Origin of the sequence: Hydrogenophaga bisanensis (assembly GCF_042665135.1) — a bacterium.
Taxonomy (GTDB): Bacteria; Pseudomonadota; Gammaproteobacteria; order Burkholderiales; family Burkholderiaceae_C; genus Hydrogenophaga; species Hydrogenophaga bisanensis.
Genome location: NZ_JBHTBX010000017.1, coordinates 18,836 through 37,687 on the forward strand (window position 1 = coordinate 18,836; position 18,852 = coordinate 37,687).

Genomic DNA, 18,852 nt, shown 5'->3' on the forward strand with positions numbered 1-18,852 from the left:
AGTCGATGTTTCTGGAGAAGTCGGACCCTCTGTCTGCTTTCGTAGCGGGGCGTCCGCTTTAAGCGGGTACTCCGCTGTTTGCGGTTTAGCATAATTTCCGGTCAAGTATTTTTACTGGAATAGGCGGTAATCAATGTCTGCTCGAACTCAAGCTCTCGTCACGGCCTCGCAACTGGGCGTTGTTCTGCAGGGCGCGCGCAAAAGCCAGAAGCTCACGCAGGCGCAGCTCGCTGAGCGCCTGGGTCTGAGCCAGCGGCGAGTGTCCGAACTGGAGCGGGAGCCGGGCACCTTGAGTGTTGACCAGCTCCTAGCCATGTGCGCCCAACTGGGACTGCAGCTGAGCGTGCAACCGCGCGACAAGACACCACCGGTCAATGCCCCCCAGACGGGCGAGTGGTAAGCCATGGGGCGCCGCTCTAGCAGCCAGCCACTGGCCATCTGGACCAACGGGGAGTTGGTGGGCCACTGGACGCCTGCGACTCGCCGCCCCATGGAGCTGCGCTACGAAGACGGCTGGCTGGCATCCAGCGCTGCCCGGCCGCTGTCCCTGTCCCTGCCCCTGCCACTGGTGGGCAACGCGCCGCTGCGCGGTGACCGCGTCGAGTACTTCTTTGACAACCTGCTGCCGGACGGCGGAGCCATCCGCCGGCGCCTGGCACAGCGCTATTCGGCGGGTTCAGAAGACACCTTTGATCTGCTGGCCGCCATCGGTCGTGACTGCGTGGGTGCTGTCCAGTTGTTGCCTGCCGATGAGGCGCCCACCGGCTTCGACCGCATCGAAGGTGAAGCCCTGGATGATGAAGCGGTGGCTGCCCTGCTGCGCGCCACGGTCACGACAGGCTCCTTCGCCAGTCATGGCAAAGACCGGGACTTCCGGATCTCGATCGCGGGTGCGCAGGAGAAGACCGCCCTGCTGCGTCACGCTGGCCAATGGATGAGGCCACTGGGCGCCACACCCACCACCCACCACCCACATCATCAAGCTGCCCATCGGACTGGTGGGCAACATGCAGGCAGACATGCGCACGTCGGTCTGCAACGAGTGGCTGTGCTTGAAGTTCATGGAAGCGCTGGGGTTCAACGTCGCCAAGGCCGACATCGTGACCTTCGCCGACCACCCCCCGGTGCTGGTGGTAGAACGCTTCGACCGCAAACTCCACCCCTCGGGCCAGTGGATTCTTCGCCTGCCGCAGGAGGACTTCTGACAGGCCTTGGGCGTGAGCCCCACCAGAAAGTAAGAGGCCGACGGTGGCCCCGGGGTTGAGCAGATCGCCCAGGTGCTCAGCGGCTCACAGAACGCGCGCGCCGATCTGCGCACACTCCTGGCCAGCCAGATCGTCTTCTGGCAGCTGGCAGCCACGGACGGCCACGCCAAGAACTTCAGCATCCGGTTGCAGGCCGGTGGTGCGTATGCACTGACGCCCCTGTACGACGTGCTCTCTGCCTGGCCCATCATTGGCAAAGGCAAAACCCAACTGGCTTGGCGCAACGCCAAACTGGCCATGGCCGTCAGCGGCAAGAACCGGCACCATGAACTGGCCACCATCCTGCGGCGACACTTCAACGCCACCGCCGCACGCTGCGGCTGGGGTGCGAACGCAGAGGACATCCTGACCGAACTGCTCGACCGGTTGGAACCAGCCATCGCCTCGGTGACGTCGCAGATGCCAGGGGGCTTTCCGCAAGACGTGGCCGAGACGATCTTCGAGGGTGTTCGCCGGCAAGCCCAGCGCCTTGCGCATCAGCCGGTGAGGTAAGTCTGACTTCAAAAACGGATTCTGGGCCGACTCAGAGGTGGCGTACCTATCCAATCCAGCGAGTGTTCTGGATCAACTCGTTAAAGAATGCGCGAAGCGCGACCGGTCGCATCTGGTAGGGGTCGAACTCAGGGCCTGAGGCGTACTTGAGGAACAACGATTGGTTGTCCGCAACAGCACTGACCAGCCCCATCGACCAAGCGCTGAACTGGCGATGAGTCACCTCGTCAAAATCAAGAATGGCAGGATCCTGATGACGTGGATCGAGGAGGATACGGTGGTAGAGCGCATTGACGACAGCCCTGTCTCCCTCCAGGCACTGCAGAAAAATACCGTTGGACAGGCAGAGTGCCCCGGTGACGCCCAGAGCCTGGTTGTTGCGCTTGGAGCTTTCGAGAATGTCCTTGACATCCATCGGCCCCAGGTTCCGGGCACGGCTTGCATAGGTCAGGCGAATCAGCATGTGTATCTCCATGGATGGCGTTTATGGCAAAGCCTAGCGCATATCAATGCTTTCCACCTTCGTCTCACCAGAAGTCATGGGTCTCTGCTGGTGATCTACTTCCCACCAGCCGCACCAGTATCACGTGAATCAGGAATAGGCTGCTGGCGGTCACACACACCTTGTTGAGGAAGAAAAACTGCCCACGGTCTACCAGACCAAACCCAGTCTAGGGTGTCGAGCGCAGGCGTATCATTTCGTATCATGAAGATCATCATCCTCGGCGCGGGTCGGGTCGGCGAAAGCGTGGCCGAGAGTCTCGTTTCAGAACAGAACGACATCACCGTCATCGACCAGAACCCTGCGCGGCTGCGGCTCCTGGAAGAAAAGCACGATCTGCGCGGTGTGGTCGGCAATGGCATTCAGCCGTCCGTCCTGCAAGAAGCAGGCGCCCGCGATGCCGACATGCTGATCGCCTGTGCGGCCGCCGACGAAGCCAACCTGGTCGTTTGCAAGGTGGCGCACGACGTCTTCAATGTGCCCGCCACCATCGCCCGACTGCGGTCTCCCGAATTCCAGGAAGGCGACGAATTGCTGGGCAAGAGCGGCTTTGCGGTGGATCATGTCATTTGCCCGGAAGAGTCGGTGATGCGCTACATCCACCAACTCATCAGCTACCCTGAAGCCCTTCAGGTCTTGGAATTTGCGGACGGGCGCGTCTCGCTGATTGCTGTGCGTGCGGCCGATGGTGGCGCCGTGGTGGGTCATCCCATTGGAGAGATCCGTGAGCGCTTTCCGCAGGTGCAGATGCGGGTCGTGGCGCTCTACCGGCAGGACGCTGAGGTCCCAGCAACACCCGACGCGCGCATCCTGCCGGGCGATGAGGTATTCGTGCTGGCCGACACGCGGATGATCCGGCATGTGCTCGGCGCCATCCACAACATCGATGAACCGGTGCGCCGGGTGATGATTGCAGGTGGCGGCAAGGTGGGGTTGCGGCTGGCACGCAGCCTGGCGGGGCAGTGCGAAGTCAAGATTGTCGAACGTGATCGCCGGCGATGCGAGTACCTGGCCAGCCAGCTTCCATCGGAGATGCTCATCCTCAATGGCGACGGCGCCGATGAAGACCTGCTTCTGGACGAGAACGTGGGTGACATGGACATGTTCCTGGCATTGACCAGCGACGACGAGGACAACATCATGTCGGCCATGCTGGCCAAACGCCTTGGCGCCAACCGGGTGCTCTCGCTGATCAACCGGCGGGCGTATGCCGACATGATGCAGGGCAGCACCATCGACATTGCGATATCTCCCGCACAGACCGTGATCGGTGAGTTGCTCGCCCACCTGCGCCAAGGGGACGTCGCGGCCGTTCACAGCCTGCGCCACGGTACGGCTGAGGCACTGGAAGGCATTGCGCGCGGCGACGTCAAGACCTCCAAACTGGTGGGTCGGCTGGTTCAGGAAGTCAAGCTGCCCAGTGGGGCAAGGATCGGCGCGATCGTTCGCGGCGAAGGCCCCGACTCCGAGGTACTCATGCCACACCATGACACAGTGATCCAGGCCAACGATCACATCATCATCTTCATCCCGAACAAGCGTCTGGTGCGTCAGGTGGAGAAGCTCTTTCAGGTCAGCGCCACCTTCTTCGGTTGACCAACATGCCCTTTCTTCGTGTTGCTCCGGTGCTCGGTGCCATCTTCATGGTGTTCGGGCTGACGATTCTGGTGCCCATGGGGGTTTCCTGGTGGACAGACGATGGGGCGTTGCTGGCCTACCCGGCCGCCATTGCGGCAACACTCGCCTGCGGCGTCTTTCTCAGGTACCTGGCCTCCCGCCGCGGCAAGCAGCAGGAGCTGCAGGCCCGAGACGGTATCCTGCTGGTGGGTCTGGCATGGACCCTGCTGCCCTTGGTGGCCTGCATACCCCTGCTGTCGTATTTCGAACTGGCGGGCACGCCCACCACCTTCACCGATGCCTACTTTGAAGCCGTCTCAGCGCTGACCACCACGGGCTCCACGGTGTACACCGGCCTGGACCAGCTGCCCGTATCCATCAACCTCTGGCGCTGTTTCCTTCAGTGGCTGGGGGGCATGGGCATTCTGGTGCTGGCCGTGGCCATCCTGCCCATGCTGGGCTCGGGGGGCAGTCAGCTGTTCCGGGCAGAAGCCACCGGGCCAATGAAAGATGCCAAGCTGACACCCCGAATCACGGAGACAGCCAAAGGCCTGTGGTCGGTCTACGTCCTGCTCTCTCTGGCCTGTGTGACCGCCTATTGGCTGGGCGGCATGTCGCCGCTGGATGCATGGATGCACATGTTCACCACCCTCAGTCTGGGTGGGTTGTCTTCCCACGATGCGAGCTTCGGGTTCTTCCAGTCGCCGACGCTGGAATGGGTCGCCATCGTCTTCATGCTGCTGGCCAGCGGGAACTTTGCCTTGTATTTCATGGCGCTGATCAAGCGACAGCCCTGGCGCATATGGCGGGACGTTGAATGGCGTGGATCCATGCTGATGCTTGTGGGATCGAGCCTGTTCATCACCGGTCTCTTGCTGGTGAAAGGAACCACGTCAGACCCGTTTGAGACGCTTCGGATGGCACTGTTCAACGTGGTGTCGATCGGCTCAACCACCGGCTATGCCACGGTCGACTACACCACCTGGCCGGTGTTCGCCCCGCTGTTCATGATCATGCTCTCGGGTGTAGCCACCAGCGCCGGCTCGACGGGGGCCGGGATCAAAATGGTCCGCATCGTGATCCTGATCAAGCAGACCCGACGCGAGATGTCGCGCATCATTCACCCACGTGCAGTCAATCCGGTCACGCTGGGCAGTCAGGTGGTTGACAACAGCACCATCTTCGCCGTGCTGGGCTTCATGCTGGTGTATGGCGGCACCATCATCGGTTTGACGATGCTGCTGTTGCTCAGCGATCTCTCCTTCGACACCGCCTTCTCGGCCGTGGTCGCCAGCGTCAACAACATGGGGCCAGGTCTCAATGAAATCGGCCCCTCCGGTAACTACCAGGGACTGACAGACTTCCAGACCTGGGTGTGCACGCTGGCCATGCTGCTCGGTCGCCTGGAGATGCTGTCGTTCCTGGTGTTGTTTACACGCGGGTACTGGCGGAAGTGATGGGTGGCCGGCTGCCAGGTTGAGTCACACCTTGTGCCGGTAGAAGATGAATTCGGACGGACGGTGAGTCGGTCACGAGATGAATCTCGATGGTCGAGTGCACGATCTCCTCATGCACGGACAGCCGTTCGCGAATCATCACAGGGGTCAAAGCGGGGTCTCTGGTCACGACCGTCAGCGCGCAGGAGTACACGCTCTGACCGACACGCCACACATGAAGATCCGTAATGCGGGTCACGTCTTGCCCGGGTGGCGACTCAATGACTTCACGAATCTCGTCCACCACGGGATGATCCATCTCGCGATCCAGCAGGACCTTTCCGGTTTCAACGATCAGTCCCATGGCCCACACCGCCACGAGCACCGCACCCACGATGCCCATCAACGGATCCAGCCACATCCAGCCAAAAAAACCAGCCGCCCAGCAGCGCCACGATGGCCAGCACAGAGGTGGCGGCATCGGCGATCACATGCAGATAGGCGGACTTGAGGTTAAGGTCTGAATGATGATGGTGGCCATCGTGATCATGGTCTGCATGGCCGTGGCCGTGCGAATGCCCGTGACCATGTCCGTGTCCGTGCTCATGCGACTGCCCCAGGATCAGCGCACAAACCAGGTCATGCTGCCATGCAGCCAACGGGTCATTGCTCATCGAATTGACTTGAAGAGATTTCGTCGCTGATTGATGGTCTGGGCAATCCGCTTTCCCATCGTGTTCATGTCAGTGGACATGCCTATGATGAATGTCGGGGTAGTGCGGATGCGTGTGCGTCATCGCAGGGTGCTTGTGCTCATGCGCATGCGGCTCCTGCCCATCCCACGCGAAGTCGTGCACATGCTGGTGATGCTCATCATGAAAATGGGGATGGGTGTGTTCCATGGGATCGTGAGTATGTTTGTGCTCATGTCGCTCTGTCAGATGCAGCCAGACACCTAAGGCCATCAAACCAGAGGCCACCCAGAAGGCAGACCCCACCGATTCGCCCAGCAACATCAAAGATACGAGGGCGCCGATGAACGGGGCCACCGAGAAGTACGCGCCCGTTCTAGCGGTTCCCAGTCCCCGAAGCGCAAGAACAAACAGCACCAGGCTCACCCCGTAACCCAAAAACCCCACCGCCATGGTGCCCAACGCGGTGGGCAATGGGGGCCATGAGTCTCCAACGGCCATGGCGATGGAGACATTCACACACCCGGCCACGAGGCCTTTGCTTCCCGCAATGAAGAGTGCATCCGAGGCAGACACCTTGCGGGTGAAGTTGTTGTCGATGGCCCAGCACAGACAGGCCAACACGATCAGCCCGGCGCCCCATCCAAGCTCCCTGTCGGTCGAACCGCCGGTGGGCCACGACAGGATCACGCTGCCCGCCACGATGGCCAGCATCCCCACCACCACTCTGCGGTCCGCGTTCTCTTTGAACGCCACCCAGGCCAGTACGGCCGTCATCACGGCTTCGAGATTGAGAAGCAGGGATGCTGTCGACCCTGCGGTGCGTTGGAGGCCCAGCATCAGAGCTACAGGCCCCAGAACCCCTCCGAAGACGATGGCGCCAGCAAGCCAGGGCCATTCGCCCGACTTTAGCCCTGTGATCTGCCAACCCTTGTCACGCCAGAACCTAGCGGCGATCAGACCGACCCCGCTACCCAGGTACAGCAGTCCGCCCAGCAGTACCGGGGATACTGAGCCCAGCAACAGTTTGGCAATGGGCGTACTCAGGCCGAACAGGGCAGCCGCCCCCAGCGCGAAGCCCACGCTGGCATTCATAGGTACTTGGTGATCTGACGGAACTCGTCCAGGGAGTCAGGCTGTGCCTGGCCCTGGGCGTCCAACATGTGGCTCAGGCAATGGTCCAGGTGATCCTGAATCAGCGTCTTCTTGGCCTGGGTGATGGCTTTCTCGACGGCCTGCAACTGCTGGACCACCTCCAGGCAGGGCTTACCGTCTTCAAGCATTTTGACGACGCTGCTCAAGTGGCCTCCCGCACGTCGCAGGCGTTTGATCACGGCCGGGTGGGTTTCATGGGTGTGCATCTTGATGATCTCTTGTAGTTCAGGATATCCTCCCCCAGAGGTTACAATAAAAGGTGTTGAAGTGAGCTTCTCACCGATGATCAATGCCCTTAGCCAAAGAAATCTGCCCAGCGCTTGGTGGGCTGGCGGCGATCGCTTTGCAGCGTTCTTGACCGCCCTGGTGATGCTGATGGGCGCCTTGATCACGCCCTGGGGGTTGGTCAAGTCGCACGGCTCCGCCGCTTTTGCCGTGTTGGATCACTCTGAATCCTGGGACCTGGATAGTGGACATGGTCATAGCCATGAGGACGATGTCCCGGCGCCTGCTGACAGCCATTCGCATCACGCAGGTGATCACAGCCACGATCATGCGCACGCATTACCCCAAAGCCTCCCCGGTTTGAATGGGCCGGTTGCCATCTGGCGGGCTCGCCCAGCTAGCTCCGGGCCATCGCCATCGCTCGATGGCCTGGAACGTCCCCCGCGCGCCTGACCCTGTCCCTGCTTCTCGGGTTCGGGCTGCGCACGCGGTCCGGGACGTTTGCTTTTTTCACCTCGGAGTTTCAATGCTCAGCCTTTGTTATGACCGGCTGCGTGCCTCGCCATGGGCGCGGCTGGACCCTGCCATGGCCAACTTGCTGGTTCTGGCCCTTTTTCTTTTCACTTCTGCCGATGTGTTCGCCCACGCCGTGACCCAGGGCGACAAGGGGTACATCCAGGAGATCTCCGGTGTGCACCTATTGCCATTCACGTATCTGGGTGCGAAGCACATGGCCACCGGCTACGACCACATCCTGTTCCTGTTCGGGGTCATCTTCTTCCTCTACAAGCTCAAGGACATTGCGGTCTATGTCAGCCTGTTTGCCATCGGGCACTCCACCACCATGGTGCTGGGGGTCTACTACAACATCGGGATCAACAGCTACCTGATCGACGCGGTCATCGGCTTCTCGGTGGTCTACAAGGCGCTGGATAACCTGGGAGCGTTTCAGCGCTGGTTCGGGGTTCAGCCCAACACGAAGGTGGCCACCCTGATCTTTGGTCTGATCCATGGCTTTGGATTGGCCACCAAGATCCAGGAATACGAGATCTCACGCGATGGCCTTGTGCCCAACCTGCTGGCGTTCAACGTCGGGGTGGAGATCGGGCAGTTGCTCGCGCTGTCCGTGATCCTGATCGGCATCAGTTACTGGCGCCGAACCGCAGGCTTTGCGCGCTACGCCTACAGCGCCAACGTGGCCATGATGGCCGCCGGGTTCATTCTGGTGGGCATGCAACTGACCGGCTACATCGTCTCTCAATGAATTCGGGTTTGAACACCATGTACAACACAGACATTCCCTCCCGTGCCGAACTGCCCTCGACCCGGCAGCTCATCCGTTCCACCATCATCGCTGCGGTCTCTGCCGTGGTCCTTCTCTACACCGTGGTCCTCCCGTCCGAGTACGGGGTCGACCCCACGGGCATTGGCCGGGCCTTGGGATTGACCGAGATGGGCGAGATCAAGACCCGGCTGGCCAAAGAGGCTGCGGAAGATGCGGCGGCCACTCAGGACTCGCATTCGCCACCGACAGAGTCAGCAGCCGCCAGCCAGGCATCAACGCCGGCACCAGCAGCCTCAGCCCCAAGCGTTTCGCAGCCTGCCCCCAGTGCGGACTCTGCAGGAGATCACGCGTGGAGGGACGAAATGACGTTCACACTGACCCCAGGCCAAGGCACCGAGATCAAGCTCAAGATGAAGGAAGGCGAGAAAGCCTTGTTCTCCTGGACCGTGCAAGGCGGGGTTGTGAACTTCGACACGCACGGTGACGCCCCGGGGCGATCCATCAGCTACGAAAAGGGACGCGGTGTGGGATCGGACGAAGGTGAGCTGGTGGCAGCCTTCACCGGCAACCACGGCTGGTTCTGGCGCAACCGGGGACAGGCCGATGTCACCGTGGTGCTCAAGACCGGCGGCGCCTACAGCGACATCAAGCGGGTGAAATGATCCGGAATGGGGATGCTGTCCACTGGCGGCATCCCCATCGCTTCGCCTGAACGAATGGTCGGTACCCGATCCTGAAGCCTGTACGACATGACCTCTGGTGGTCACAATGAAAATTCATGCTGGACGAGCCAGACGCTGACAAGCAGTTTTCAGTGCATGCTGCATGGCAAGCTGATGGAACGCCATCGCAGCAGTTGGTACTCTATGGCGTCAACTGGAGCGATGCCCGGCAGATGAAGTGGCTGCCGGAACACCTGACAAGGCGTTGCGCTTCTGATGACTCTGGTGACTCCGAAGATACGTCAAGTAAATGATGCAAGCCTCAGGCATACGTAGATTCATCGAGGATCGTTGGATCGGTCGCATCAACAGGCAACGCATATCCACCCGTGGTTCTGGCCAGCAAGTTTCTTCAGGAATGTCCTTAACGCTGCATGGCCACCATTGATTCTCCGCTGGAGGCTCCCATGACTGGCACGGTTTGACCGCTGGGTGTCTTGAAGGTGGTCAGCAGGCGAACGATGCGCGCCTGTGTGGCAATGGGCAAAGGGGCAAATCCTGTCCCCGCAACCGCTCGGTCCCCCAGCAAGAACGACTGGTAGAAGAAGTTGAGCGTGCGACTGGCACGCTCCAGCGACTCCGGCTCTCGGGACACCAACACGTAAGTCGCGGTCACGATGGGCCAGACACCCACCCCATCGACGTTGAGCAGCGAGGTGGGCTCAAGCTGGTTCTTGAAGAGAGCGCCTGCCACGATGGCCGCCTTGAATGCCGGCAATGTCGGCTGGACATACTCTCCCCGACGGTTGAGCAGAGCCACACCACTCAAGTTGTCTCGGATCGAGTAGTCGGACGATGCATAACCAATGGCCCCTGGCGTGGCCTTGACCGCCGCGACCAACTTGCTGGAACCGTCGGCACCGATCGTTTCGCCTGGCCACCTGGCGCGCCCACCGTCCGGCACGATGGCAGCGGCCTGGGAAGGCGCAGCCGTCCTCAGATACTCGACAAACACGGTGGTGGTTCCCGATCCGTCGCTTCGAACCACCCGCTGGATGGGCAGATTGGGAAGAGTCAGTCCAGGATTCAAGGCCCTCACCGCCGAGTCGTTCCAGCGCGTGATGTCCCCCGCCCAGATTCGGGCCAAGGTCACTGCATCCAGCCGGAGTTCTCCGGCAGCGATGCCCGGCAGATTCACGAAGGGAACAATGCCGCCCACCAAGGTAGGGAACTGAAACAGACCGCGTTTGTCCAGTTCGGCCTGACTGAGCGGGACGTCGGTCGCGCCGAAATCGACCGTGCGCTCCGTGATGCCCTTGACCCCTGCTGAAGAGCCTGCCGGCTTGTAGGTCAACGGCTGGCCGGTTTTCTTGGCATAGTCTGCTGCCCACTGGACGTATACCTTGGCAGGGAAGGTCGCACCGGTACCGACCACCTCGACAGTCTGCGCATGGGCGGGCAGATACAGCAACATCGTCAAGGCCAGCGGGAGTTGGATGAAAGGTACGGTCAGTGATTTCATGACGAACGTTGAGAGCGCGTGGGGGCCTGCGTCAGGGCGGCGTGATTGTAGGGGCGAGAAACCACAAATTCGGCAGTGGCTGCGGCCGCTACCACCAGCAGGTAGCCCATCAGTCCACCCGGGGGTGCGGCTAAAAACTTGAACTGCCTGGCCGATCAGGCCAAGCACGAGGCACCCTGACAGCAAACCAGGCACGCGCCCTGGTACCTTCGGGTTCAACGGATCATCGGCCAGGAGTCATCTCACGACTTGGCGCGAGAGCCACCACGAATCGAAGACAGCTCGCTGCGCACCACACCCAGCACCCCCGCCACGACCAGCGTCAGACCGATCGTGGCAGCCATGCCTGTCGGTTCACCGAGTACCAGCACCGCCAGCACGAAGGCCACGACGGGCTCGGTCAGTGCCAGTGTCACCGCGGTGGCTGGCCGGACGTGATGCAGGCTGAAACTGAACAGAAGGTAGCCCACACCCGCCGTCACCACGCCCGTGTAGGCGACCGCAACCAGATCGCTGCTACCAACATGCGGCAATCCCGTCTGGAAAGTGGCCGCCGGCAACGCCACCAAGGCGGCCACGCCAAAGGCGGCGAGCGTGATCGATGATGCGGGGGCGAGGCCGACCACGCGTTTGTTCAAGAGGGTGTAGACGGCGTATGACAGCCCCGAGGCCAGACACAGCACCACCCCTGTTGCCGAGATCGACTGCACGCCACCCCCAGCCGACAGCAGCACGCCGCCCACGATTGCGACCACCGTTCCCAGCCACCAGGCACCCGTGGGTGGCTGGCGTTGGAACACCGCCTGCAGCAGTCCTGCCCAGATCGGGCCACTGCCCAGGGCGATGGCGGTGCCTACCCCCACCCCGGTGAGCTTTACGCCGGCAAAGAAAGTCAGGTTGTAGGCAGCCATGCACAGTCCGGCGCCAAGGGCGACCGTTGGCGGAAGATCCTTCCAGGCACGCCGTGTCAGGCCACCCGTGGCGGCGGCAAAAACCACGAAAAAACAGGCGGCAAAGGCCAGCCGTAGTGCACCGAACCACAACGACGAAAGGGTGCCGCCTGCCAAAGCCTGCGAAGTCCCGGTGGTGCCCCAGAGAACGGCGGCTCCGATCACACAGGCCACACCCAGCAACGGACGATGAGCAACTTGCATGGCCCGCATTGTGGTGCGGGTCAGGCGCTCAACTTTCGAGAAACGCTCGTTTTCTCCGAAGGTCCCTGGCGCCAAGGTCGCACTCACGGCGCAATGCGGCGGACAAGGCGCTGGCGCTCGCATAGCCTACCTGCACGGCAACGGTATCCAGTGCAAAGCCACGACGCAACAACTCCTCGGCCCGCCTCAGTCGCCGAGCCCGCACAAAAGCCATGGGAGATTGAGCCAGGCCCGAGGCAAAGCGCGCCCGAAGGCGCTGCGGACTCAGGCAACAGGCCTCGGCAAGGTCGGCCACCGTCCAGTCGCGCGCCAGATCCGCATCGATTCGCTCGGCAAGCGCGTCCAGGTCAATGCGACGCCGTTGCCTGATCGTGGTGGCACCCAACAGCGTGTCCAGAAGAGCGTCAAAGGCGAACCTATGTTTGGACCAACCCGGTGGAAGCTCGAATCGCCGCAGGCGCTCCGTGGCAGGTCCGGTCAGGTCATCAATGACCAGGACCCGCGCCATTGATGTGGCGCAATGGGCGTGAATAGCCCCTGCAGGCACCACCAGACCACAGGTCGCGTCCACCCAGGCGGCATGCCCTGCGACTTCGACCTGCAGGGTTCCGCCGACGCCAAACAGGACCTGCGCATGCTCGTGCGCATGCGTGCCACTCTCACGGTCATAGCACCGCACCAAGGTCGATCCGGTAGGAACGGTGTTCACGCCGCAAGCTTACCAACAGTCCGAACTGCGTGCGTCCGAAGGATTTTGGCCACAGATGCGCCCAGTTGGCCCATGGCAGCAGCACTTGTTGAGTCGAGGAAGAAGGTCTGACTGTGGCGCGGGCATGAGAAACCCACGTGAGTCATAGATGTTGGCGCGGCTGGCGGGGATCGAACCCACGACCCTTGGCTTCGGAGGCCAATACTCTATCCACTGAGCTACAGCCGCAACCAAGCTGCATTCTAGCAGGGCATACCCGAGCAAGTTGGCTCAAAGGCCCCGGCCCTTATAATCGCTGGCTCCCTGCCCGCTTCGGGCCGGGCCCCACCCCACACTCCCTGGCCCCGTTTCGCGACCCCGAGGACAACATGAGCGATCACGCGCACGACTCTCACACCGGCCCCATCAAGACGCCCGCCCAGCTGCTGTGGACGTCCTTCTTCTCCTTCGTGGTTCCGGTCTTCATCATCATCGGTCTGGTCTACTTCGTGACCCGGGGTGAGAAGCCCGCCGCTGGTGCGGTCGATCAGGAGCTGGCCACGGCGGTCCGCATCCAGAAAGTGGGTTCGGTGGAATTGCGCGACGCCAACCGCCCTCTGCAGGCGGGTGACGCGGTCTACAAGGCCCAGTGCGCGGCCTGCCACGACGCTGGCTTGGCCGGTGCCCCCAAGTTCGGTGACGCCGGTGCTTGGGCGGCCCGGGTGGCCACTGGCTACGAGGCCCTGCTCAACTCCGCTCTCAAGGGCAAGGGCGCCATGGGTGCCCAGGGTGGCGGCGCCTTCTCCGACATCGAGATTGGCCGTGCCGTGGTGCACCTGGCCAACGCCGGTGGCGGCAAGTTCGACGTGCCCAACCCGCCTGCCGCAGCGGCGCCTGCTGAAGAGGCCGCCAAGTAATTGCCCGGCGGCAATGCTGCCCAACAAAAAAACCGGCCATCGAGCCGGTTTTTTGTTGCCGGATCACCCGATCGGTTCAGGCTGGTGTGTCTGACTGCTGAGCCCGCTGCGGGCTGCGGATGAAGCCGCCCAGCCGCTCCAGATCCGCTGAGCGCACCTCTTGCGGCACCCACTCGCCGCGCTCGACCCGATCGGCCGCACTGTCCATGTCGGCGGTGTGGACCAGACCCAAGCCCGCCGCCGTCTGGAGGTAGAGCCGACCCCACTCGTCCAGCAGGCATCGCTGCAGCGGTCCGGCATCCATACCGGTATGCGCCAGCACACGGCCGTCGGGCTGAAGCCGCCAGATCAGCGGGGTGAGTTCAAGCTCCACAAACACGCGTTGCGGACCGTTCTGGAAAAACCAGCGTCCCTGATCGTCAGGCAGGTAGTTGCGGTGGATGAACGCGATCAGTTTGTCGTGCAAAAGGGGCGCGCCCTTGGACACCTTGGTCGACTCGCCCGACAGCGGCGCAAACGGTCCCGCTGCCTGGGTGCGGTCATCGCGCATGTACCACGTCCCCCGCGCATCCAGTCCCAGCCAGCCATAGCAGGCCGGGACCTGGGGCCACTTGGCCATGGCAGCCTTCACCATCTCATCCATCACACCTCCTGCGGCTGTGCCGTCTCTTTCGACACAGCATGACTGAGCAACCAAGCACCCACCGCCTCCGGCATGGTCAGGACATGCCCCGGCAGACGCCAGCGGGGCAGTGACGCCGGAAACCCCACATGTCCACCATGAGCCGGTTGCCACAAGGTCACGCAAGGACCCACTTCCCTGGCGCAGGGCAGTGAGGCGGCGGGCACGAACGGATCATTCAGCGCATTGAGCGCCAGGGCCGGCACGCGGATGGCCGACAAACAGGGCTTGGCCGATGCCCGGCGCCAGTAGTCATCCGTGTTGCGAAAGCCGTGCAGCGGCGCCGTGAACAGGTTGTCAAATTCGTACAGATCGCGGGCTCGCCGCAGCGCTTCACCATCGAACAGACCCGGATGCTGCTGCAACTTGCGCAGGGCCTTGGGCACCATGGTGTTGAGAAACACCCGCGTATAGACCAGGCGGTTGAAGCCTCGCCCGATGGCATGCCCACCCGCGGCCAGATCCAGTGGCGAACAGACCGACGCGATGGCACCCACCACCCCCTGGATCGCGGCACCGTGCTCACCCGCCCACCTCATCAAGGCATTGCCACCCAGCGACACGCCCGCCGCCATCCGCGGTCGCTCTGGCTGCATGTCGGCAAATCGACGCAGGATCCAGTCGATTTCCTGGTGATCGCCAGAGTGGTAGGCGCGCGGTGCCAGGTTCAGTTCGCCGGAGCATCCGCGAAAGTGTGGAACCGCCATCAGCACACCCTGACGCGCTGCCCAGTCGGCAAACGCCACGGCGTACTGGCTGGAAGACGAACCCTCCAAGCCATGAAAGAGCACCAGCAGGGGCGCCCCCTCCTTCACCGGGTGTGTGGTCCAGTCGACGTCGATGAAGTCACCGTCAGGGGTGGTCCAGCGCTCACGGCGCCAGTGCGGAGGTGGCCCGATGTGGCGCCGTGCGAGGACGGCGGACCACAGGGTCTGCGCATTGCCACCGGGCAGCCAGCGTGGCGCCCGATACCGGTCATCCAGCGGCGCGACTGGATGCGTTCTTTCATGCGGGGCCACCCGGTTGTCCCTGGCGTGCCACGTTGTGGGCGTACGGATCATCGTCCCGCAGACCCCGCCGGACCTACCCGTCGATTCATCACGATCAGCAATTCTTCCTGCAAGGCCTTGTTCATCTGGGCGAAGGTTCGCAACTTCCGGGTGGTCTCTCGCAGGTGATCGGACAGCCGTTTGGTGATGGCCAACAACAGGCGCGAGCCGACCCGCGGATCATCCCTGAGCAATCGCATCAGGGCCGTGCGGGTCAGGATGGCCGCAGCCACATCCGTCACCGCGGTGCAGTTGGCTGACCGGGGTCCACCGTCCAGCATGCCCATTTCGCCGATCAGGCTACCGGGACCTAGAACGTCATAGACCAGCGGCTCCCCATCGCCAGGGTTGGCGCTGTCCACGGAAATGTCTCCCTCCAACACCAGCAGCATGAAATCGTTGCGACGAACCTCCCCCTCACGGATGAAGACGGTGCCGGCCGCAAACCGTTTGGGTCGCATATAACCCACAATCTTCACCGCATCCGCCAACGTCAGGTCATCCAGAGCCGACGGGGTCACCAGCAGACGCGCGGCCACCTCTTCGGGGCTCAGGTCGGGGCTTTCAAGAATGGACGTCATGGCGGGAGACTGCTCGTTGCAATGGTAGTGCGGCTGTCCGAAGGGATGCAAACTGGCGGCTCAAAAAAAAACCGGCCGCGAACGGCCGGTTTTCTGGGCGCCGGGCATGCATCCCGAGCCAGGTTCACTTCTTCTGGCGATACTTGCGCAGGGCAGCGATCTGTGCCGCCATGACCGCCAGCTCCGACGTGGCCTTGGCCAGGTCGATATCGCTCTTGGCGTTCTTGACGGCTTCCTCGGCCTGCTTGCGCGCATCGTTGGCCTTGGCCTCGTCCAGGTCATGGCCGCGGATGGCCGTGTCGGACAGAACCGTGATGCGGTTGGGCTGCACCTCCAGAATGCCGCCGGCCACGAACACGAATTCCTCGTCCCCGTCGGCCTTCTCGATGCGCACCGCACCCGGCTTGATGCGGGTGATCAGCGGAATGTGCCCGGGCAGAATGCCGAGCTCGCCCGCTTCGCCGGGCAGCGCCACAAACTTGGCCTCGCCGGAGAAGATGGACTCTTCGGCGCTGACCACATCGACGTGGATGGTGCTCATAGTTGCTCCTGTGAAAAGGGGAAAGTGGTCTCAGTGGAGAGCCCCGAAGGGCCCCGCACTTAGGCGACTTTCTTGGCCTTTTCGAACGCCTCGTCGATCGTGCCGACCATGTAGAAGGCCTGCTCGGGCAGGTGATCGCACTCACCGGCGGTGATCATCTTGAAACCGCGGATGGTTTCCGACAGCGGCACGTACTTGCCGGGCGAGCCGGTGAACACTTCGGCGACGTGGAACGGCTGCGACAGGAAACGCTGGATCTTGCGGGCGCGGGCCACGGCCAGCTTGTCTTCGGGAGCCAGTTCGTCCATGCCCAGAATGGCGATGATGTCGCGCAGTTCCTTGTAGCGCTGCAGCGTGCCTTGCACGGCGCGGGCCACTTCGTAGTGCTCCTGACCCACCACCAGCGGGTCCAGCTGGCGGCTGGTGGAGTCCAGCGGGTCCACGGCAGGGTAGATACCCAGTGCAGCGATGTCACGCGACAGCACCACGGTGGAGTCCAAGTGGGCGAAGGTCGTGGCCGGCGAAGGGTCGGTCAGGTCGTCCGCAGGCACGTACACGGCCTGGATCGAGGTGATCGAGCCCACCTTGGTGGACGTGATCCGCTCTTGAAGGCGGCCCATTTCTTCGGCCAACGTCGGCTGGTAGCCCACGGCGGAAGGCATACGACCCAGCAGGGCGGACACTTCGGTACCGGCCAGGGTGTAACGGTAGATGTTGTCCACGAAGAACAGCACGTCACGGCCTTCGTCACGGAACGACTCGGCAATGGTCAGACCGGTCAGGGCCACGCGCAGACGGTTGCCCGGGGGCTCGTTCATCTGGCCGTAGACCATGGCCACTTTCGACTCGGCCAGGTTGTCCAGCTTCACGACGCCGGAATCGGCCATCTCGTGATAGAAGTCGTTACCTTCACGGGTACGCTCACCCACGCCGGCAAACACGGACAGACCCGAGTGCGCCTTGGCGATGTTGTTGATGAGCTCCATCATGTTCACGGTCTTGCCCACACCGGCACCACCGAACAGACCCACCTTGCCGCCCTTGGCGAACGGGCAGACCAGGTCGATCACCTTGATGCCGGTTTCCAGCAGTTCGGTCGACGGCGACAGCTCGTCATAGGCCGGAGCCTTGCGGTGGATGGAGGACGTCAGTTCCTGGCTCACGGGGCCGCGCTCGTCAATCGGCTGACCCAGCACATCCATGATGCGGCCCAGGGTGGCCTTGCCGACCGGCACCGTGATGGGGGCGTTGGTGTTGGTCACCACCATGCCGCGGCGCAGGCCGTCGGACGAACCCAGCGCAATCGTGCGGACCACGCCGTCGCCCAGCTGCTGCTGGACTTCCAGCGTCAGGGCGGAACCTTCCATCTTCAGGGCGTCGTAAACGCGCGGCATCTGGTCGCGGGGGAATTCCACGTCCACGACGGCGCCGATGCACTGAACAATCTTGCCTTGTGCTTGAGACATGATGTGTACCTTTGAGTTTCTCTAGATTTCAGTTGAGCGCCGGGGATCAGACCGCCGCAGCGCCGGCCACGATTTCCGACAGCTCTTTCGTGATGCCGGCCTGGCGGGTCTTGTTGTAGACCAGCTTGAGTTCGCTGATGACGTTACCGGCGTTGTCGGTCGCGGCCTTCATGGCCACCATGCGGGCCGATTGCTCGGACGCCATGTTTTCAGCGACCGCCTGGTAGACCAGGGCCTCGACGTAGCGCAGGAGCAGCTCGTCGATCACCGCCGGCGCATCCGGTTCGTAGATGTAGTCCCAATCCCTGCCACCGGCACCCGACTGCAGTTCGGTGGACGACAAGGGCAGCAACTGCTCGACCACGGCTTCCTGCTTCATCGTGTTGATGAATTTGGTGTAGCAGAGGTAGACCGCGTTGATGCGACCTTCGGTGTAGGCATCCAGCAGCACCTTGACGGGGCCGATCAGCTTCTCCAGATGGGGGGTATCCCCCAGGCTGGTCACGCTGGACACCACCTTGGCACCCACGCGGTTCATGAAGCCCAGACCCTTGTTGCCGATGGCCACCACCTCGGCGCCCTGACCCTGACCTTGCAGCTCCTTGAGCTGGTTGGTCACGGCGCGCAGCACGTTGGTGTTGAGGCCGCCACACAGACCCTTGTCGGTGGTGACGACCACAAAACCGGCGGTCTTGGCGTCGTTGCGCTCCATGAACGGATGCGTGTACTCGGGGTTGGCCTTGCTCAGGTTGCCCACGATCTGACGCACCTTCTCGCTGTAGGGCCGGGCCGAACGCATGCGGTCCTGCGCCTTGCGCATTTTGGAGGCGGCCACCATTTCCATGGCTTTGGTGATCTTCTTGGTGTTTTCCACCGATTTGATCTTGCCGCGGATTTCCTTACCTGCTGCCATTGCTGCTC

19 protein-coding genes, 1 tRNA gene and 2 pseudogenes are annotated in these 18,852 nt (G+C 62.4%); 8 read left to right on the top strand and 14 right to left on the bottom strand.

What is annotated here, in order from left to right; all coding sequences use genetic code 11:
• The first annotated feature begins 133 nt into the window (after positions 1-133).
• Complete coding sequence (locus ACFQNJ_RS17725) at positions 134-400, top strand: helix-turn-helix domain-containing protein (protein ID WP_382259953.1); 267 nt, start codon at positions 134-136, stop codon at positions 398-400.
• 3 nt (positions 401-403) lie between these two features.
• Positions 404-1,757, top strand: a pseudogene (locus ACFQNJ_RS17730) (type II toxin-antitoxin system HipA family toxin).
• 46 nt (positions 1,758-1,803) lie between these two features.
• Here ACFQNJ_RS17730 and ACFQNJ_RS17735 read toward each other — a convergent pair.
• A complete protein-coding gene (locus tag ACFQNJ_RS17735; protein ID WP_382259955.1) occupies positions 1,804-2,220 on the bottom strand; it encodes a BLUF domain-containing protein in 417 nt (138 codons plus the stop codon).
• A gap of 243 nt (positions 2,221-2,463) precedes the next feature.
• On the opposite strand from ACFQNJ_RS17735, the gene trkA reads away from it, so the two are divergent.
• Together trkA and ACFQNJ_RS17745 are read left to right on the top strand one after the other, a co-directional pair.
• The gene (gene trkA / locus ACFQNJ_RS17740) at positions 2,464-3,855 is read left to right on the top strand and encodes a Trk system potassium transporter TrkA (RefSeq protein ID WP_382259957.1); all 1,392 of its coding nucleotides are present in this window, start codon (positions 2,464-2,466) and stop codon (positions 3,853-3,855) included.
• Between the two features lie 5 nt (positions 3,856-3,860).
• On the top strand, positions 3,861-5,333 hold the full coding sequence (locus ACFQNJ_RS17745; RefSeq protein WP_382259959.1) for a TrkH family potassium uptake protein: 1,473 nt from the start codon (positions 3,861-3,863) through the stop codon (positions 5,331-5,333).
• On the opposite strand, the pseudogene ACFQNJ_RS17750 reads toward ACFQNJ_RS17745, so the two are convergent.
• From ACFQNJ_RS17750 to ACFQNJ_RS19355, 3 genes and pseudogenes are all read right to left on the bottom strand, one after another.
• Positions 5,308-5,953, bottom strand: a pseudogene (locus ACFQNJ_RS17750) (cation diffusion facilitator family transporter); the annotation flags it as partial. The gene ACFQNJ_RS17745 and the pseudogene ACFQNJ_RS17750 overlap by 26 nt on opposite strands.
• Before the next feature lie 102 nt (positions 5,954-6,055).
• Complete coding sequence (locus ACFQNJ_RS17755; RefSeq protein WP_382259961.1) at positions 6,056-7,099, bottom strand: DMT family transporter; 1,044 nt, start codon at positions 7,097-7,099, stop codon at positions 6,056-6,058.
• Positions 7,096-7,569 (bottom strand): metal-sensing transcriptional repressor, encoded by a 474-nt coding sequence (locus ACFQNJ_RS19355; RefSeq protein WP_417450359.1) that lies wholly within the window; start codon positions 7,567-7,569, stop codon positions 7,096-7,098. The genes ACFQNJ_RS17755 and ACFQNJ_RS19355 overlap by 4 nt, the downstream gene beginning before the upstream one ends.
• Positions 7,570-7,910: 341 nt before the next feature.
• Here ACFQNJ_RS19355 and ACFQNJ_RS17765 point away from each other — a divergent pair, with 341 nt between their 5' ends.
• From ACFQNJ_RS17765 to ACFQNJ_RS17775, 3 genes are all read left to right on the top strand, one after another.
• Positions 7,911-8,648: a HupE/UreJ family protein gene (locus ACFQNJ_RS17765; protein WP_417450361.1), complete on the top strand. Its 738-nt coding sequence runs from the start codon at positions 7,911-7,913 to the stop codon at positions 8,646-8,648.
• Positions 8,649-8,665: 17 nt separating this feature from the next.
• Positions 8,666-9,331, top strand: a complete 666-nt coding sequence (locus tag ACFQNJ_RS17770; RefSeq protein ID WP_382259963.1) for a transmembrane anchor protein — start codon at positions 8,666-8,668, stop codon at positions 9,329-9,331.
• A gap of 116 nt (positions 9,332-9,447) precedes the next feature.
• Positions 9,448-9,645 (top strand): hypothetical protein, encoded by a 198-nt coding sequence (locus tag ACFQNJ_RS17775; RefSeq protein WP_382259965.1) that lies wholly within the window; start codon positions 9,448-9,450, stop codon positions 9,643-9,645.
• Between the two features lie 110 nt (positions 9,646-9,755).
• On the opposite strand, the gene pstS is transcribed toward ACFQNJ_RS17775, so the two are convergent.
• From pstS to ACFQNJ_RS17795, 4 genes are all read right to left on the bottom strand, one after another.
• The gene (pstS, locus tag ACFQNJ_RS17780) at positions 9,756-10,853 is read right to left on the bottom strand and encodes a phosphate ABC transporter substrate-binding protein PstS (RefSeq protein ID WP_382259967.1); all 1,098 of its coding nucleotides are present in this window, start codon (positions 10,851-10,853) and stop codon (positions 9,756-9,758) included.
• Positions 10,854-11,095: 242 nt separating this feature from the next.
• Positions 11,096-12,007, bottom strand: a complete 912-nt coding sequence (locus ACFQNJ_RS17785; RefSeq protein ID WP_382259969.1) for a DMT family transporter — start codon at positions 12,005-12,007, stop codon at positions 11,096-11,098.
• A gap of 28 nt (positions 12,008-12,035) precedes the next feature.
• The gene (locus tag ACFQNJ_RS17790) at positions 12,036-12,716 is read right to left on the bottom strand and encodes an AraC family transcriptional regulator (RefSeq protein WP_382259971.1); all 681 of its coding nucleotides are present in this window, start codon (positions 12,714-12,716) and stop codon (positions 12,036-12,038) included.
• Between the two features lie 152 nt (positions 12,717-12,868).
• A tRNA-Arg gene (locus ACFQNJ_RS17795) sits at positions 12,869-12,944 on the bottom strand.
• Positions 12,945-13,084: 140 nt separating this feature from the next.
• Between ACFQNJ_RS17795 and ACFQNJ_RS17800 the strand changes: the two genes are divergently transcribed.
• Positions 13,085-13,612, top strand: a complete 528-nt coding sequence (locus tag ACFQNJ_RS17800; protein WP_374640850.1) for a c-type cytochrome — start codon at positions 13,085-13,087, stop codon at positions 13,610-13,612.
• A gap of 76 nt (positions 13,613-13,688) precedes the next feature.
• On the opposite strand, the gene ACFQNJ_RS17805 is transcribed toward ACFQNJ_RS17800, so the two are convergent.
• The 6 genes from ACFQNJ_RS17805 to atpG form a co-directional block, all read right to left on the bottom strand.
• Positions 13,689-14,255: a DUF2946 family protein gene (locus ACFQNJ_RS17805; protein WP_382259973.1), complete on the bottom strand. Its 567-nt coding sequence runs from the start codon at positions 14,253-14,255 to the stop codon at positions 13,689-13,691.
• Positions 14,255-15,355 (bottom strand): YheT family hydrolase, encoded by a 1,101-nt coding sequence (locus ACFQNJ_RS17810; protein ID WP_382259975.1) that lies wholly within the window; start codon positions 15,353-15,355, stop codon positions 14,255-14,257. The genes ACFQNJ_RS17805 and ACFQNJ_RS17810 overlap by 1 nt, the downstream gene beginning before the upstream one ends.
• Positions 15,352-15,924, bottom strand: coding sequence for a Crp/Fnr family transcriptional regulator (locus ACFQNJ_RS17815; protein WP_374640847.1), 573 nt, complete (start codon positions 15,922-15,924; stop codon positions 15,352-15,354). The genes ACFQNJ_RS17810 and ACFQNJ_RS17815 overlap by 4 nt, the downstream gene beginning before the upstream one ends.
• 124 nt (positions 15,925-16,048) lie before the next feature.
• Complete coding sequence (locus ACFQNJ_RS17820) at positions 16,049-16,465, bottom strand: F0F1 ATP synthase subunit epsilon (protein WP_374640846.1); 417 nt, start codon at positions 16,463-16,465, stop codon at positions 16,049-16,051.
• Positions 16,466-16,524: 59 nt separating this feature from the next.
• Positions 16,525-17,931, bottom strand: coding sequence for a F0F1 ATP synthase subunit beta (gene atpD / locus ACFQNJ_RS17825; protein WP_374640845.1), 1,407 nt, complete (start codon positions 17,929-17,931; stop codon positions 16,525-16,527).
• 46 nt (positions 17,932-17,977) lie between these two features.
• A complete protein-coding gene (atpG, locus tag ACFQNJ_RS17830; RefSeq protein ID WP_374640844.1) occupies positions 17,978-18,844 on the bottom strand; it encodes a F0F1 ATP synthase subunit gamma in 867 nt (288 codons plus the stop codon).
• Positions 18,845-18,852: the final 8 nt, after the last annotated feature.